The following is a 16,332-nucleotide window of genomic DNA, read 5'->3' as shown; positions in this document are numbered from 1 at the left end:
ACATTCCCCTTTTTTTTATTAAACTGTGATCCGGTCAGCAGATACTGGTGCAGAATGCAGCCAGCAGTGCGTATCTTCAGCCAAGTAGTCGTTATACAGGCCATAAGCCACTCCGCGGCAGCCCCCGCATTTTTCCCGGATTCCGCAGCTTCCGCAGTTTCCGCCCAGATTGCTCCGGTCACGCAATTGCTGGATGACAGGAGAGTTGTCCCAAATCTCCTTCAAGGGACGTTCCTTTACATTGCCTAAATGGACCGGAAGCATAACACAGGGAGTAACCCAGCCATCCGCAGAGATATAGCCTTGTGCCATCCCGGCCTGGCAGCCGCGAAAGCCCTCCTGGCAGGCCAAATCCGGATCGACCAGAGCCATTTGCGCCAAGTGGCTGCTGAACTTCATACGCCCTTTAAGCTGCTCTCTTTTATTCACCCATAACTCAGCCAAAGACTTCCACTGATCAGGAGGCAGATCCATGCTCTGGCTTCCCCGGCCTACCGGAACAAACTGGGAAAGGTTGAATAGATGTACGCCTTTGGATAGAGCAAATTCAATGACCTGTTCTGTGTGATGCACATTCTCCTTGTGGGGAGTAAAACAAAGATGCGTCTGGAGCCCTGACTCAAGCGAAGCATCAATGGCCCGCTCCACCCGGTTGAACAACCCCTTCAGCCCCCGCACTTCATCATGCGTCCGGCCTATGCCATCGAGGCTGATCTGAATGCGCTGAAGCCCTAGTGCTCTTAATTCCTTCGCTCTTTTCAGATCCAGATGCCAGCCATTGGTTCCCAGACCCACCTGCATATTATGATGAACGGCGAGTTTAAGGATGCTTTCGATATCCGGCCGAAGCAGCGGCTCCCCGCCCGATAAGGCCAAATCAATACAACCTATATCCGCCAGTTCTTCTATCAGGTGCAAGGCCCGTGCCGTATCCAGTTCGCCCGGAAGACAGGTTCCAGAGCTTGACGAGCAATGAATACAGTGGGCATTACACAGATTAGTAACCGACCAGACCATATGCACAGGATAGCGGAACCATTCCTCTACCATTTTTAGACCAGCTCCGTTTCTTGTAATTATCCGTATATTTCAAAGCATTCCCGGTTGCTAAAGTACAACGCGATTATATTCTGAACGTCTTCTACGCTTACCTGATCAATGAAGGTTAGAAGCTCTTCGAGAGGAATCATACGTCTATGGCGCATCCAGGCTTGGGCAATCGAGACCGAACGGCTGTGGGAGACGGAGGCATCCAGGGCCATTTGTGTTTTTACTTTTTGCTTGGCTCGGTTGAATTCGCGTGGTGTGATATTTCCATTCTCCATCTGGCTCAGCTCGGCCAGCAGCTTTTCCTTGATCCCTTCCAGCTCGGCAGTCTTTGCCAGCCCATAGATTTTGAACAGCCCCTTGCCTCCCAATACGGAGTAGACACAGGTGAGCTGCTGGGCGATTCCAGGGGCGACGATCACATTATAGAGCCTTGAGCCGATGTAATTATCGTCACCCAGCAGGGTACACAGCAAATGGACTGCATAATGCTCTTTATCTTCAAGCGGCGGGAGACTCCAGGCCCATACCGAGTAACCTAGCTCCGCACGCGCCCGCGAGAGGTTCACAACCGCAGGTTGTGCCATTTGAGTCTGTTCCAGACCAGCCGGAAGATTTGGCTCCTCCCAATTCTGTAACGCTTGCAGGCAGGATTCTAGTCCGCTGCATTTTTCCAGGCTGCCGGCAATCACCAGCAGAATATTGGAAGGGATATAATGCTGCCGGTGAAATTGTCTAAGCTCCAGAGAGCTAAGTTTTAGAATGTCCTCATCAAGGCCGATCAGCAGCTTGCCCAAGCGCCCGGGATACACAGATTGATGAAGCGCATGGGTGATTCTGCTCCTTGGTTCCTCTAACTGTCTTGATAATTCTTTGCGGATAATATTCTGCTCCAGACCAAAATCCTCTTCCCGCAAAAGCGGCTGCCGGATCATATCCATCAATGGAAAAAAGATTCCCGGCAACTCCTCAGGTGTGGAACGGCTGTAGTAGCAGGTATATTCCCACGTTGTAAAGGCATTCATAGTCCCTGCCATTTGAGTAAATTCGGGACTCAGGGTTCCCTTCGGATAAAGCAGCGATCCCCGAAACAGCAAATGCTCCAGCGCATGTGCGATCCCTGTCTGTTCCTCAGCCTCATGCCTTGCCCCGCTCAGTACAAAAAATCCGGCCGTCACACTTGCCATTGAAGGCATATCCTCCGTGATTACGTTCAGACCATTTGGATACTTCCACTGCGAATAGGCCATAACGTCCCCCTAATGATTCATTACTAGCGCTGAAGCGGATACCGGACCAAGCGTCACCACACCTATGTCTGCAGCCGGGGCGGCGTTCTGTAAAGCGGACTGAATAGCCTCCGGGGTAACCGAACTTATGGCTTCCTTCATGGCGGTTAATGTCCCGGGGTATCCCGGATACCATGCAGCGGTCAATAGTGTGTTCATCCTGGAAGCTGTGCTCTCCGATCTTAATACCATCTGGTTTAAAAGCTGGTTCTGGGCGGCCTTGACCTCCTCCCCGTTTATACCGTTGTTCCTGATTTGCTCCACTTCTTGAACGATGGCAGATGCCGCCCAGGATACGTTATTCGGTCCGGTGGCCAGATAAAAGGTCATGAGTCCCGTGTCCCGGAAGGACATTAAACTGCTGCGCACTTGATAGGCCAGCCCTTTTCGCTGCCGGATACTCTCAAAAAGTCTGGAGCCGTCTCCTCCGCCCAAGGCTTGCGACAACACAGCAAATGCGAAAAAATCAGGATGTCTGCACGATACACAGGGCAGCGCCGCCCCCAGATGAACGAGTCTGCCTTCCTGTTCTATGGAATACGCGCAGGATTGCCAATAAGGAGGTTCTTCCCGGGGAATACACAAGGAGTCTTGTACGGTAACGGCTTCTTCGAACGCATCCAGCAGCTTTTCCAGTCTGTCCTCTGAAATGCCTCCAACCACAGCAAGCACACAATTATTCGGAACGTATAGCCGTTTATAGACGCTTTTCACCTTGGGGAAATCCAGCTTCACTATATCTTCAACTAGGCCTACAGCTGACCGGCCGATGGTCTTGCCCCCGGACATTCGCTCACGCAATACATCCATTACGTACGCATTCGGTTCCTTCCGGCGTTTGCTTGAAAGAACTGCTGCATACTCCTTGCTGGCCGCAAAGGTCTCAGGGCTGGGTTCAAACTCCAGAATATCCTGCATAAACAGTCTGAAGACCGGCTCAAATTGATCACAAAGCACTGTAGTCCAGTGGCGTGTCCATTCTATATTGGAAGAGGTTTTCACATTAGCCCCGTAATCTGCCAAAATCTCAGCGCGATCCTCTTCCTTCTGTTCCCTTCGCCATATCCAATGTTCGAGAATCCGCGAGCTGCCTATTTCATCCTCCGCTTCAAGCCTTGCACCCGCACCCGCAAGCAGACCCAGCGATACTGTGTTCATCCCTGCTAACGGAAGATGAATAATGTTCAGTCCACTGCTTAACCTTCGGCAGGATGCTCTGCTCTGATCCATTGGCTGCCTCCTTTTTAAAAAGAACCTCCGGCAGCGCCCGAGGCTCCTTTCTTACTAAATTACTCTCCAGGCAATAACAGATAATTCCCCTAAATCTACAATATCCAGTTCTTGAATGGCTGCCAGCAAATCAGCGTCTTCCATCTCCGCCATGTTATCACGGGCGATGTCCCACAGCATTTCTCTGGTTGCTTCCATTTCCTCACCTCCTCTCCATAGAACTGATCAAGCTACCTTCAATAAGCCCCGTTTCAGCAGCTTCTGAAGTAATCCGTCCACTTCCCCGCGTCCCTCTTCACACTGGAAGGCTGGAATGGATTCCTCCACAAGCCCTGTAATTTCGGCAACCCGGGCAGGCTGCTCACACAGCTTCAGTATGGTATAGGCCAGACGGGACAACACATGGAGCTCGTCCGTAGCCGGGTTGTACACCACATACTTGCGGTTTTCCTCTTTGCGGGTAACAATACCTGCTGCGAGTGCTAGAACCGTATCCGAGGTTAAATTTGGCATCATCTTATCCCTCTCCTTCTACACTTGAACTGCTTCAGGAACTACCCAGCAATAAGGATCGCCCATTGAAGCATCGTTATGATAAGCCAATGCCGCCGAGCGGCATCCTCCGCAGATGAACTTATGCTCACAAGTGCCGCAGTTCCCTTCGTTTCTTGTCGTTCTGTCCCGGATATTCGCCAGAACCGGCGAGTGGCTCCATATTTCCTGGAAGCTCTTCTCACGCAAATTGCCTGCTGTGAGCGGTAAAGTCACGCAAGGGGTGACATCACCGTTAACCGTGATACGGGCCGTAACATAACCTGCGCCGCAGCCGATATATTGCGCTGCCTGCTCTGGCGGGAGCATCAAGGCTACACGGCAGTCATGCCAATATATTTTCAGCTTTCCGGCATATTCCTGCTGCATGGAGATCCACTCCACAATCACATCGCGAAGCTCATTCGGCGTAAGCGCCAATGCCTGATCCCCTCGTCCTGTGGGAATAAATTCGGAAAGGTTTACTCCATTTGCACCGAGTCTCGCGGCCAATTCTACGACCTTACGGCCATCCTTGAAATTAAGCCGGGTCGGCGTATACCCGACGGTTACATTAATTCCGTGCTTCACCAATGTTTCTATGGCTCTAACAGCTTTGTCAAACAGCCCTTTGACACCGCGCACCTGCTCATGCACCTCCGCCGTTGCTCCATCAATACTGACGCAAATCCCGGACACTCCCGCCTCGATGATCTTGCGGCACATTTCATCATCAATCACAGCTCCATTGGTGCCGATCGAAACCATCATTCCCTGTGACGAAGCACGGGAGGCGATGTCCATCCAGTCGGGCCTAAGCAGAGCTTCTCCCCCGGAGAGTCCAAGCAGAAGAACTCCGGCTTCAGCTAATTGATCGACTACGGAAAGAGCTTCTGCTGTGTCCAGTTCATCCGGGTGCCGGCGGCCTGCGCCTGAATAGCAATGCACACAAGTGGCGTTGCATAGAAGCGTAATCTCCCAAACCAGGTAGAACGGAGCTTTGAACTGATCCTGTATCGCTGCAATATTACTCATATTTTCCTCCCTCACCGGGTTCACTTGCTCCCGGCTTTCAATATGTGATCCTAAATTAACATATACTAGGAGTGGGAGAATCGTACATTTGAGGTATTTTTGAAAAAAATTAGGATATTAAGTCGCAAAAAGGATCATCCCCTCAGTCAACTACCGGGAGATGATCCTTTTCTTTGCCTATTAAATATTATTTAAGCAGCTCGGCAAAAAAGAGAGACACTGCTTCCTTCTGAGTGTGTACTCCAAGCTTGCTCAACAGATTACGGATATGGGTTCGGACCGTAGTATAAGAAATGTGCAGATCCATAGCAATCTGCTGCGCCGTCTGTCCTTTGGATAATAAGTCCAGCACTCTATTTTCTTGTGAGGTCAGCTTTTCGGTCAGGGAAAAAACCGCAGCCTGTTCAAGGGTTACCCAAATTAGCCGTTTATCGTAGCTGCTGGCCCGGATGCTTTTCAGTAAAGGAAACCTTACCGAACCTCGTTGAACATATACCCTGCGTGATCCATTGCAATTCTTCATATGCTGTGCAGCACTCAGAACCTGGCAGGTTTTACAGAGGCTGTTCCCGGTACAATCACTGAATAGATCGAGGGAACGGCAAGTCTCACCAACCGCTTGTGCGGCCGAAATACCAAGCAGCGTACCAATCTCCGAGCTCCATTGTAAGATATGACCCGTCTCATCAATGATAAAATAGCAGTCAGAAGTACGCTTGATCCAGCTCATATCCTCTACATCGGTGATGAAAGGCGCCTTGAGCTCACCCATCCCATTACCCCCAATCTCCAAAAAAATGGTTAGTGAAGTCCGTCTGGATGCAGATCCCATAAAGAAAAATTAATTGCATAATTTTCTATTTATTTGATTATAGCATTGCTTGCCAGCCTGTCAATTCTGATAGGGTTATGTAATTAAAAAGAAAGAGCCGGCCGGAGATCCGGCCAGCCCCATAGGCAAGAGAGGAGATTTCTCCTCTGGCCTGCCCTATTATTTTTTCACTTTGAAGCCATAAGCCTGCATAAGCTTGTCGAACACGGCAGTGTTTTCAAATACTCCAGTAAAGAGCTGGGCGTTTTTGCCCATAGCGGTAACCGGAATGTCAACTGCAGTATGGCCGGAGGTTGTCCAATCCACGACAAAGTTAGCTTTGGAATTGGCAATCGCAAAAGGACCGTCCTCTTTGGAGATGCCATCTCCTGATTCATCCTCAGCGTCTACCGGTTCAATGGAGAGTCCGCCTGTTTCATGATCGGCAAGCACCAGAACCAGGGTGTCCGGGTTCTTTTTGGCGAAATTTTTGGCGACCTGAACTGCTTTATCCAGCTCCTGGCCGGATTTGATCGTCATTTTGGCATTGTTTTTGTGGGCAAATTCATCCGTGCCTTCTTCCTCTACCATCAGGAAAAAGCCCTTTTTGTTCGTTGACAGCGTGTCAATCGCCTTCTGGGTCATCTCTGCGAGGGAAACTACAGGGTTGTAGATATCCCCTTTACCTTCTTCGTTCTGCTGGAACATTTCTTCGTTGGCGAACAGTCCGAGCAGCTTGCCGTTCTTGGCCTGCTTCAGACCATCCTTGGTCGATACGTAGTTGTATCCAAGCGATTTTGCTTTTTCAACCAGATTGCCCTGTGTTCCCTTGCTCTTCTCCGAAGGATCTTCAGCCGGTGCGTCCGGGAACTTGCCTGCTTCTCCGGCCGGATACCAGAAATCCTCGCCGCCGCCGAGCAGAACATCCACTTTACTCTTCGTCAAAAGCTGCAGCGCGATGTCGCTTTGCTTCGAGCGGTCTTCCACGTGTGCGCCAAAAGCGGCACCTGTAGCATCCGTAATCTGGCTGGTCGTTACCACGCCTGTGGATTTGCCGGCATTTTTGGCGTATTCCGCAATGGTGGCTACCGATTTTTTGTCGGCATCCATGCCGATTGCGCCGTTATATGTTTTCACCCCACTGGCATATGCCGTGGCTGATGCAGCCGAATCTGTAACAGGTACTGTAGAGCTCGTATGAATCAGACCCGCGTAAGGCATATCGTCCATAGCCAATGTGCCTTTTTCGCCTACAGTTGCCAGCCGAATCGCATTGCGTGCCGCCGTCCCCATCCCATCGCCAACGAAGAGAACAACATTCTTCGTCTGTGAGGTCGCTGCTTCTGCCTGTTTTGCAGGCTGTGTACTCACTACACCCGTAGCCAAAAGCGCACCTGCCGCAGTTACGGTTAACGCAGTCTTGAATCTATTCTTTTTCTGAGAACTCATATATACCCTCCTTAAGTTTGTTTTACTACCTCATACTAGAGTAAAAATATTAGGGGGATATTTTCTGGAAATCTATCTAATGTTAAACAGAGTGCGATATATGCAATGTTTGTAAAATGAATGCAAAATCTTACTTTTGCCGATGCGGATGTGCATCGGGGGATGGGGATTCCAGTTGTTCGGGAACGGAGGCGGGTTGGCGAGCGGAGGGGCCAAGGCTGGAGTGGGCTGGGATGTGGGGAAGCTGCGGCCGGAGGCGCTGGGGCGCTGGGAGGCTAAGGCCAGTGCGGGCTTGGACGTGGGGGAGCTGCGGCTGGAGAACGCTGGGACGCGCAGAGGCTGTAAACCAGAGCATGCTAGGACGCGGGGAAGCTGGGAACGGTGCGGGGTTGGGACGCGAATAGGCTGAGGCGGGAGCAGGCTGAGAGCAGGTAGACTAAGGCCAGAGCGGGATGAGGTGCGAGTAGGCTGAGACCGGTACGGGCTGGGACATGGGGAAGCTGCGGCTGGTGCGGGCTGGGACGTGGGGAAGCTGCGGCTGGAGAACGCTGGGACGTGCAAAGGCTATAAACCAGAACATGCTAGGACGCGGGGAAGCTGGGGACGGTGCGGGGTTGGGACGCAGATGAGCCAGGAGACACCCGGTAGACATCTGTTGTGAAAAATCTGACGGCTCACCCCGTTCTCCCTGCTCCCCCGCTGCTTAATTGCACTCTGTACACTTAAAATCAGCATTTGAAGACTAATATTACTTTTAATTGCAGTTCGTACAGCTAATGCACCGAAATATCGCCATACACCTGAGTTTAGGAGATTCTAGTTGCACAGAATACAATTAAAGCCCTGTTGGGCGCAGAATTGAGCAAAATAGTTGTACGAAGTACAGTTAAGCTTCTGAGAGAGCTGTTGATTCAGTCTGTATTACTAATCTATTGTATTTGATACATTAGATTGATCATCACAAGTTGTGAATATAGCTTCTGATGTATTTTGTGCAGTAGATTTTCGAGGAATCCTCACAAAATGGCTGTTTTCCGGAATTCTGCTGTATAAAGTGCAGTAGAATCGCTTTCAGCCCCCATTTGGCCTGATTCTGCTGTACAAAGTGCAGTAGAATTGGAGCTGAAAGAATATTGGGGGGCTTGGGGGGCTTGGGGGGCTTGGGGGGCTTGGGGGGCTTGGGCGACTTGGGCGGCTTGGGCGGCTTGGGCGACTTAGCCGCTTAGGTGCTTTGCACCCTTTACGCTCCTCCCACGCTTACGAAGCACAACCCTTCCGCCTGTCAAAACTCCCGCGCGAGCGCTGCAAGACGGCGCACCCCTTCGCGCAGCACGCCTTCGCTGGCGAAGGAGTAGCTGAGGCGCAGCCAGGACTTCATTTCCCCCAGCGGATCGAGAATTTCCCCCGGGACAAAGGAAATAGACTCCTCCATACAGCGGGCAAGCAGCGCGGTCGCGGAAATATGCTCCGGCAGCTTCACCCACAGGTTCAGCCCGCCTTGCGGCGGCATCCATTCCCAGCCGGTGGCAGCCAGCTCCTCCTCCACGATCTCCTTATGCACCTGGAGCGCGATCCGCAGCTTGCCGAGATGCTGCTGCAGGCGCGGCGTGGTGTAATAGTGCAGGAAGATTTTCTGATTCAGAATCGGCGTGCCGTTGTCCGCCAGCGATTTGGCGGTAATCAGCCGCTCCATAAAAGGATAGCGGCAGCCCACTGCACAGATCCGCAGGCCCGGAGCGACGTATTTGCTGAAGCTGCCGATATAGATCACCCAGCCCTCCGTATCATAGGCAAAAAAAGGCGGCGGCGGCTCCTCCTCAAAATACATATCGCGGAACGGATCATCCTCCACCAGCAGGCAGCGGTAGCGCTCCGCCAATTCGACCAGAAGCTTACGCTGCTGCGCCGGAACCGTGTAGCCGGTCGGATTGTGATGTGTCGGATTCATGTAGAACATCCGCGGCCGGTGCCTGCGCATCAGCTCCTCGACCTGCTGCAGATCATAGCCCTGCGGGGTGATCTCCACCGGCACCAGCCGCGCCCCAAGGTGCCGAAAGATATCCATAGCCACGCTGTACGTCGGCCGCTCCACCAGCACAGCATCCATCGGACCGAGCACAACGCCCGCGATCAAATTGATCGCCTGCTGACCACCCGAGGTAATCAGCAGCTCGCGCGGCGATAGCTGCAGCCGGTGCTGCTTCTGAAAATGGAGGCTAAGCGTCTCCCGAAGTTCTTCATCACCCTGCACGGAGGAATAGGTTCCCATCACCTTCGGGTAGAGGTCAAATACTTTTTTTACATACTCGGACAGGAACAGGTTGGGCAGCAGACCCGGATCAATCAGCGCCTGCGAGAACTGATAGCTTACGGGCATCCGCTGAATATCGGACATCGGGTTCGCCAGCACGTATGAGGCTACATTCGCCCCCTCTGCCGCCATGTCCGCCGTACTGCTGCCTTGGGCCACGTAATAACCGGATTTGTCTTTTACATACACCTTGCCGTCTTCGGTCAGCTCCCGGTAAGCCTTGAATACCGTAAGCCTATGGACCTTCAGCTCCTCGGCCAGCAGCCGGATCGACGGCAGCTTGTCATGAGGCTTCCATTCCCCGCGCTCCATCCGGTTCTGCATATACTGGTACACCTGGCGGAACAAAGGGTGGCTCTGTTCTGCACCTGCCGCTTTTTTCATAATTCTGCCGCTCCCTTCCACAATGACTGCACCTAGCAGATCCAAGTTCCGTCTTCATCAGCTTCTTCATAGTCCTATTGTACACCATATCGTATTTTAACTGTTCTGTTACCTGCAATCTGTTCTGTGTCCACCCCTATATGATGATTAACAAAATACTTCAACGACTGTCACACTACCATTACAAAGGGGAACTGAACATGATTATGCTCGCTTACTCGCTCGTCTGTCTTATTTTTGGCACCACCTTCCTGGCTATCAAAATCGGCGTGGACGCCGGTGCGCCTCCATTCTTCTCGGCGGGGTTGCGTTTTTTCATTGCAGGTGTCGTCCTCTTCCTCTTCATGGTTCTGAGAGGCAAAGCCAGCTTCGCACTGCTCCTGCGTAAAGAAATGCTCCTCACCGGCGCGACTCTGACCTTCGGAACGTTCTCCGCGCTGTATTGGTCCGAGCAATATGTCTCCTCGGGGTTCGCCGCCGTGCTGTCGGCTACCGGTCCGATGATGATTCTGCTGATGCAGACCGCTTTTCTCCGGCAAAAAGCTCCCGCCTACTCACTGATCGGCTGCATCATCGGCTTCGCCGGCGTATTGCTGCTGGTTCTGCCGGGCCTTGCAATGGACGTCTCCCCTCTGTGGGTTATCGGCTGCGCTGTCATCCTGATTGGTGAATGCGGCTACTCGGCGGGAGCGATCTACTCCAAAAAAGTAACCAGTACATTTTCCAGCGAGTCGCCCGTCGCCCTGAATGCCGCGCAGATGATGTACGGGGGAGCGTTGTTGTTCATTCTGTCCCTTTTCACAGAAAAGGTGCATCCTGAAGTGCTTCTGTCCTTCAAAACAGCCGGCTCCCTGCTCTACCTGACGGTTGTCGGCTCCATGGTTGCGCATACGCTATTTTACTGGCTGGTTGCAAAGACCAATCCCGTCTTTCCGTCCACCTGGCTCTATATCTCCCCGCCGATTGCGGTAGGTGTAGGTTTCCTGTTCTACGGGGAGACTGTTACCTGGATTAGTGTGCTTGGCGTCTTCACCATCATTGCCGGCACCATTCTTGTGAACGCTGGCGCACTGAAGCAACTGCTGTTCAAATCGAAGCGGAGCACCCCGATGGCACAACCAGCGGCAGATGCAGCTATTCCACGGAAACAGGTTTTGTAGGGCTGAGGCTGGTGCGGGGGTAGGGGGATGGCGCTGAAGGCTAGTGACCATGGGGCTCGCGCTAACAACGGTAGTTCTGCCGTTATTTTTGCGCAAACTGGCCTCTCTGCCTCTAACAACGGCGTTTCTGCCGTTATTTCCGAGTAAACTACCTCTCTGCCTCTAACAACCGCACTTCTGCCGTTAATTTTGGGCAAACTACCTGAAGATCCTTTAACAACGGCAGAAATGCCGTTATTTTCGAGTAAACCGGCCTCTCTACCTCTAACAACGGCGTTTCTGCCGTTACTTCAGTGAAAACCGACCATAGCCCTTCCAACAGCGGCACTTCTGCCGTTATTTCCCTGCAAACTGGTCTCAGCCCCTCCAACAACGGCAGTTCTGCCGTTGTTTTGGCCTGCGCCCCCAAGCGCGGTGCTATCGTAGCCTTCCCCGACTGCGGTATCCGCGACAACGGTAAAGTACTCTTTTACAAATAAGGTCCCTCGTATTCGCAGTGCACAGCATTTCCCCCGAAGCCAGCAACGGCTAATCCTCACCTGAGCATAGGCTGCTCGCTAAATATGGAATCCGTCTATTTTTCATCAAATAAATATATATGACGTATTATATGTTGCATTAGTGATCATTATTGCGTATTATATAAGCAAGTTAAGGGTTGTTAATCCTATTAAGACGTACGAATGAGAGGGGGAATCCGCGCACGGTGCTCCTTTTCTCTAGAAGGGCAGCCTGAATGTATTCGGAAAGTGGAGGGAACCTGTGATCGAACTGACATCCCGTCAACTGCAAATTATTGATATCGTGAAAAAAAGAGCGCCGATTACCGCCGAGCAAATTGCGGAACAGCTCAACCTCAGCAAGCCGACGATCCGCTCGGACTTGTCCGTGCTCGTTATGCTGGAGTACATTGACGCCAAACCGAAGGTCGGATATTTTCCCGGCAAAAAAGCCTCAGAACGCCTTGGTAACGGCTATCTGCTGCAGGAAACCAAGGTCAAGGACATTCAGAGCATTCCAATTATAATCCGCGAGACTACAACGATTCAGGATGCCGTGGTTACGTTGTTCCTGCAGGATGTCGGCACGCTGATCATCTGCGATAGCGAGGGCAAGCTGACCGGAGTGGCTTCGCGCAAGGATTTTTTGAAGGTTACACTGGGTAATCCCGGCGCGGTGTCCATGCCTGTGAGCATGGTGATGACCCGCCAGCCCAAGGTGGTGACGGTTTCTCCCGAAGATACGGTGCTTGATGCCGCGCAAAAAATGATTTTTCATGAGGTAGACAGTTTGCCTGTGGTCATTCCCGGCACTGTGGAAGAAGCAGGTCTGCGGCTGGATGTGGTAGGCCGGCTGACGAAAACTTCCATCGTCAAACTTCTCCTCGATCTCGAAGCCAAAGGATAACGGGAGGAATTCAAAAAGCATGGAGCCATCCTCACATTTCATTACAATATGCTCTGATTCTATAGGGGATACAGCGGAGGCTGTCGTGCAGGCCGTCATCCACCAATTCCAGAATCAGCGTGTCACGATCAGAAGATACGGCAATGTAAGACATGAAGACGAACTGCGGAAGCTGATGGAGGAGACTGCACAGTTGCAAGGCTTTGTCGCCTATACGCTGGTCCAGCCCGAGCTTCGGGAGATGATCCGTGAGGAAGCGGTGCGCCTCGACCTGCGGATTGTCGATATTATGGGCCCGATGATGCAAGCCTTCATTGACACCTTCGACGATGCGCCGCAGGCGCGGCCCGGGCTGCTGCACCAGCTCGACGAAGACTATTTCCGCCGGATCGAGGCGATTGAATTCACCGTCGCCTGTGACGACGGGCGTGATCTTGGCGCAATGCTGAAGGCGGATATTGTGCTGCTGGGCATGTCCCGCACCTCCAAGACTCCGCTCAGCATTTTCCTGGCCCACCGGGGCAAAAAGGTCGTAAACTATCCGATAGTCCCTGAGATCGGCCCACCCCAGCAGCTCATGAGCCTGCCGCCGAACCGGCTGATCGGACTTACCATGAAACCCGAGTACATGCTGACAATCCGCTCCGAACGGCTGAAGCAGCTCGGCCTTCCGGCTGGCTCACAGTACGCCAGTATGGAGCGCATTACAGAGGAGATGGAATACGCTGCGGCGCTCTTCGCCAAGCTGGGCTGTCCGGTCATTGACATCACCAACAAAGCCATTGAAGAAACAGCAGGCATAATTATGGGGCATATTTCCGATTCTCCGTAAGATTCGATTATTGTGGACTTGAACCAGCACAAAAAACATACTGGAGGGAAATCATATGGAACGCGAATTGGCACTGGAAATTGTACGGGTAACTGAATTAGGCGCCTTATCCTCCGCCCGCTGGATTGGCCGGGGCGATAAAAATGCTGCGGATGATGCAGCCACAACTGCCATCCGTTCCATGTTTGATTCCGTCTCCATTGACGGGACTGTGGTCATTGGCGAAGGCGAGATGGATGAAGCGCCGATGCTCTATATCGGGGAGCGCGTCGGGAACCGGAACGGCCCTTCGGTCGATGTTGCCGTTGATCCGCTGGAAGGCACAGAGGTGGTGGCCTGCGGTCTGCACAATGCGCAGTCTGTTATCGCTATTGCGGACCGGGGCAGCCTGCTGCATGCGCCCGACATTTACATGGAGAAGCTGGCCTGCGGGCCCGAGCTGGCCGGCAGGCTCAGCATCGAAGACCCGGCTGAGGTCACGCTGCGCAAAGCCAGCCTCATTACCGGCAAAGCGCTCTCCGAGCTGACGGTGATGGTCCTGGACCGCAAGCGGCATGAGAAGCTGATCGCCAGCCTGCGCGGGCTCGGCGTGCGCGTCAAGCTGATCGGCCACGGCGATGTGGCCGGAGCTATCGCTGCGGCGCTGCCGGACAGCGATGTTGATCTGTACATGGGCTCCGGCGGAGCACCCGAAGGCGTGCTCGCTGCCGCCGCGCTGAAATGCCTCGGCGGAGAGCTGCAGGGTAAGCTGCTGCCGGAGGGTCCCTTCGAGCTGCAGCGCTGCCTGATGATGGGGCTCGACAATCCGACACGCGTGCTGTCGATGGAGGATATGGTCGGCACCGGCGACGTCATCTTTGCGGCGACCGGTGTAACCTCCGGCGAATTCCTGAACGGAGTTCGCTTCATCGGCAAGGACCGCGCCGAGACCCATTCTGTCATTATGCGGGCGCAGAGCCGTACCATCCGTTACATCCGCAGCATTCATTTTCTGCCGGGCAAGGAAATCCCGCAAGTGGCTGCCAGCCATCAGAATGCCGCTCTGATCTGATCCAGCTCCGCTGAAAGCATGATATAGCTACTGCCAGAAAATCCAGCAAAGGGTTTCCCGGCGTCCGTCAAGACGCGGGAAGCCCTTTGTTTTATTTTCCATCCTCCATCCGCCCATCTGGCATTAAATAAAGACACATTTTTATCAAAAATCCCGAATTGAAGTCAGGTAATCTGACACTAATTTCACGATTTTTTTCCATTTGTTAAGCCTTTAGGAACATTGCACACAACCTCATTACAGAAGCTGCAAAAGGGACTATACTCCTCGTAAGATGTGTAAACAATATTCACACTAACAAGGAGGTACAGCGATGAATATGCGCTTGAAGGTGCTTAAAAAACACCTGCTGTTCTGCTGCAGCGAGCACTGCAATAATCAGGATGTGGAAGATGTCATACAGGAATTCAAGGAACAGCTCGTGGAGCAAGGCATCAATAAAACGGTCAAACTCAATAAAACAAGCTGTCTCGGACTGTGCGGCAACGGACCATTTGTGATTGTGTATCCCGACGGCATCTGGTATTACAATGTGACCACAGACGATGTGGCGCGGATTGTTGAAGAGCATCTGGTGAACGGTGAGCCGGTGGAAGAGCTGGTTATGCTGAAGATGGAAGCCTAAATTGGAAGCCTAGAACTGCCTCAAAAAATGCTCTTCCTCGCACAAAACCCATCTGCGTTAAACGCATTCTGCGCCAAGTCCCTCCCCGGCCCGCTCCTCCTGCTACTCCTTCCATTAAGTCCCATCCTCTGCCTGGGGGCCGGGACTTTTTGCAGACTTTGTATACTGCCCACCATAATGGTCCTGTTTCCCGCTCAAATGCTGCCGCCCTTTGATTAGAATGGCAGCGTTTGGGTTAATCAGCCTTGAAGATTCTATTGTATAATGGGGTATATGCGCATCTTGCGGAAGAACAACCTTATACCGAAAAGAGGCTGAAGCATGGCCATATTCAAATATAATTCAGAACGCCCCTTCCGGGGCAATCCCGATCTGCATCTGCATTATTGGGGACGTGAGCAGTGCGCTCCCGGACACAGCGTTGGCCCCGGCGTGCGCGACATTTACAAAATCCACTTCATTCACGAAGGAACCGGCAAAGTGGCTGTCGGAGAAGAAACCCACATTTTACAGCCTGGACAGGCCTTCCTGACTTATCCTCATATCGTCACCCATTATGCAGCGGACACGGATCAGCCCTGGACGTATTCATGGATTGCTTTTACGGGAGAAGAAATTGGTTACCTGCTGTCCAAAACCTCTCTCACACCCGAGCACCCCATATTCCCGATGGATGATCAGCTCATGCCCACTTTGTACGACCGGCTTACCCTTGCGGCAGACAACACGGACAGCCTTGATTTTCCGCTGAAAGCAATTATGTATGAGTTCTTTGCTCTGCTGCTGCGCACGGTTCCGGCGACGGCGGATATTTTCCCTATTCCTCGCCAAAAGAGCATCTACGTCGAGCAATGCCTCCACTATCTGCATGCCCATTACTGTGAAAATGTCACCGTGGAGATGATGTCCTCCTCCCTGAAGCTGGACCGCAAATATTTATCCGCGCTGTTCAAAAAGACCGTCGGCCTGCCGCCGCAGCAATATCTGCTCAATTTCCGTATCGCCAAAGCATGCGAACTGCTGACGGAGACGAGCTGTACGATCGGTGAAATCTCGCGGTCTGTCGGCTATCAGGACCCGCTGCTTTTTTCGCGCATGTTCAAGAAGGTCAAGGGCTGCTCCCCCAAGGAATACCGCATCCGCCATGCCAATAACGACATTGTTCTATAA

15 protein-coding genes are annotated in these 16,332 nt (G+C 52.5%); 6 read left to right on the top strand and 9 right to left on the bottom strand.

Annotation, left to right across the window (positions count from 1 at the left end; all coding sequences use genetic code 11):
* Window positions 1-18 precede the first annotated feature (18 nt).
* From ACX1DY_RS28855 to ACX1DY_RS28815, 9 genes are all read right to left on the bottom strand, one after another.
* Window positions 19-1,050: a radical SAM protein gene (locus tag ACX1DY_RS28855; RefSeq protein WP_458967569.1), complete on the bottom strand. Its 1,032-nt coding sequence runs from the start codon at window positions 1,048-1,050 to the stop codon at window positions 19-21.
* Window positions 1,051-1,076: 26 nt separating this feature from the next.
* Entirely contained in the window at window positions 1,077-2,297 is a 1,221-nt protein-coding gene (locus ACX1DY_RS28850) for a M16 family metallopeptidase (protein ID WP_458967568.1), read from the bottom strand.
* Window positions 2,298-2,306: 9 nt separating this feature from the next.
* The gene (locus ACX1DY_RS28845) at window positions 2,307-3,566 is read right to left on the bottom strand and encodes a M16 family metallopeptidase (protein ID WP_458967567.1); all 1,260 of its coding nucleotides are present in this window, start codon (window positions 3,564-3,566) and stop codon (window positions 2,307-2,309) included.
* Between the two features lie 54 nt (window positions 3,567-3,620).
* Window positions 3,621-3,764 (bottom strand): hypothetical protein, encoded by a 144-nt coding sequence (locus tag ACX1DY_RS28840; protein ID WP_458967566.1) that lies wholly within the window; start codon window positions 3,762-3,764, stop codon window positions 3,621-3,623.
* A 27-nt stretch (window positions 3,765-3,791) separates the two neighbouring features.
* Entirely contained in the window at window positions 3,792-4,082 is a 291-nt protein-coding gene (locus ACX1DY_RS28835) for a PqqD family protein (RefSeq protein WP_458967565.1), read from the bottom strand.
* Window positions 4,083-4,097: 15 nt separating this feature from the next.
* Entirely contained in the window at window positions 4,098-5,132 is a 1,035-nt protein-coding gene (locus ACX1DY_RS28830; RefSeq protein WP_458967564.1) for a radical SAM protein, read from the bottom strand.
* Between the two features lie 187 nt (window positions 5,133-5,319).
* Window positions 5,320-5,904: a response regulator transcription factor gene (locus ACX1DY_RS28825; protein WP_458967563.1), complete on the bottom strand. Its 585-nt coding sequence runs from the start codon at window positions 5,902-5,904 to the stop codon at window positions 5,320-5,322.
* 219 nt (window positions 5,905-6,123) lie between these two features.
* The gene (locus tag ACX1DY_RS28820; RefSeq protein WP_458967562.1) at window positions 6,124-7,392 is read right to left on the bottom strand and encodes an alkaline phosphatase; all 1,269 of its coding nucleotides are present in this window, start codon (window positions 7,390-7,392) and stop codon (window positions 6,124-6,126) included.
* 1,282 nt (window positions 7,393-8,674) lie between these two features.
* Window positions 8,675-10,087, bottom strand: a complete 1,413-nt coding sequence (locus ACX1DY_RS28815) for an aminotransferase-like domain-containing protein (protein WP_458967561.1) — start codon at window positions 10,085-10,087, stop codon at window positions 8,675-8,677.
* Between the two features lie 200 nt (window positions 10,088-10,287).
* Between ACX1DY_RS28815 and ACX1DY_RS28810 the strand changes: the two genes are divergently transcribed.
* From ACX1DY_RS28810 to ACX1DY_RS28785, 6 genes are all read left to right on the top strand, one after another.
* Window positions 10,288-11,247, top strand: a complete 960-nt coding sequence (locus ACX1DY_RS28810; protein ID WP_458967560.1) for a DMT family transporter — start codon at window positions 10,288-10,290, stop codon at window positions 11,245-11,247.
* A gap of 762 nt (window positions 11,248-12,009) precedes the next feature.
* Entirely contained in the window at window positions 12,010-12,654 is a 645-nt protein-coding gene (locus ACX1DY_RS28805; RefSeq protein ID WP_458967559.1) for a helix-turn-helix transcriptional regulator, read from the top strand.
* Window positions 12,655-12,673: 19 nt separating this feature from the next.
* A complete protein-coding gene (locus tag ACX1DY_RS28800; RefSeq protein ID WP_458967558.1) occupies window positions 12,674-13,486 on the top strand; it encodes a pyruvate, water dikinase regulatory protein in 813 nt (270 codons plus the stop codon).
* A gap of 55 nt (window positions 13,487-13,541) precedes the next feature.
* The gene (glpX, locus tag ACX1DY_RS28795) at window positions 13,542-14,537 is read left to right on the top strand and encodes a class II fructose-bisphosphatase (protein ID WP_458967557.1); all 996 of its coding nucleotides are present in this window, start codon (window positions 13,542-13,544) and stop codon (window positions 14,535-14,537) included.
* A 313-nt stretch (window positions 14,538-14,850) separates the two neighbouring features.
* Window positions 14,851-15,162 carry a (2Fe-2S) ferredoxin domain-containing protein gene (locus tag ACX1DY_RS28790; RefSeq protein ID WP_458967556.1) on the top strand — a complete coding sequence of 104 codons (312 nt, stop codon included), beginning with the start codon at window positions 14,851-14,853 and terminating at the stop codon, window positions 15,160-15,162.
* Between the two features lie 321 nt (window positions 15,163-15,483).
* Entirely contained in the window at window positions 15,484-16,332 is an 849-nt protein-coding gene (locus ACX1DY_RS28785) for an AraC family transcriptional regulator (RefSeq protein WP_458967555.1), read from the top strand.

This window comes from Paenibacillus sp. BAC0078 (assembly GCF_054483875.1).
The sequence above is the reverse complement of the archived record's forward strand: the minus strand, read 5'-3'. Positions and strand labels throughout refer to the sequence as shown.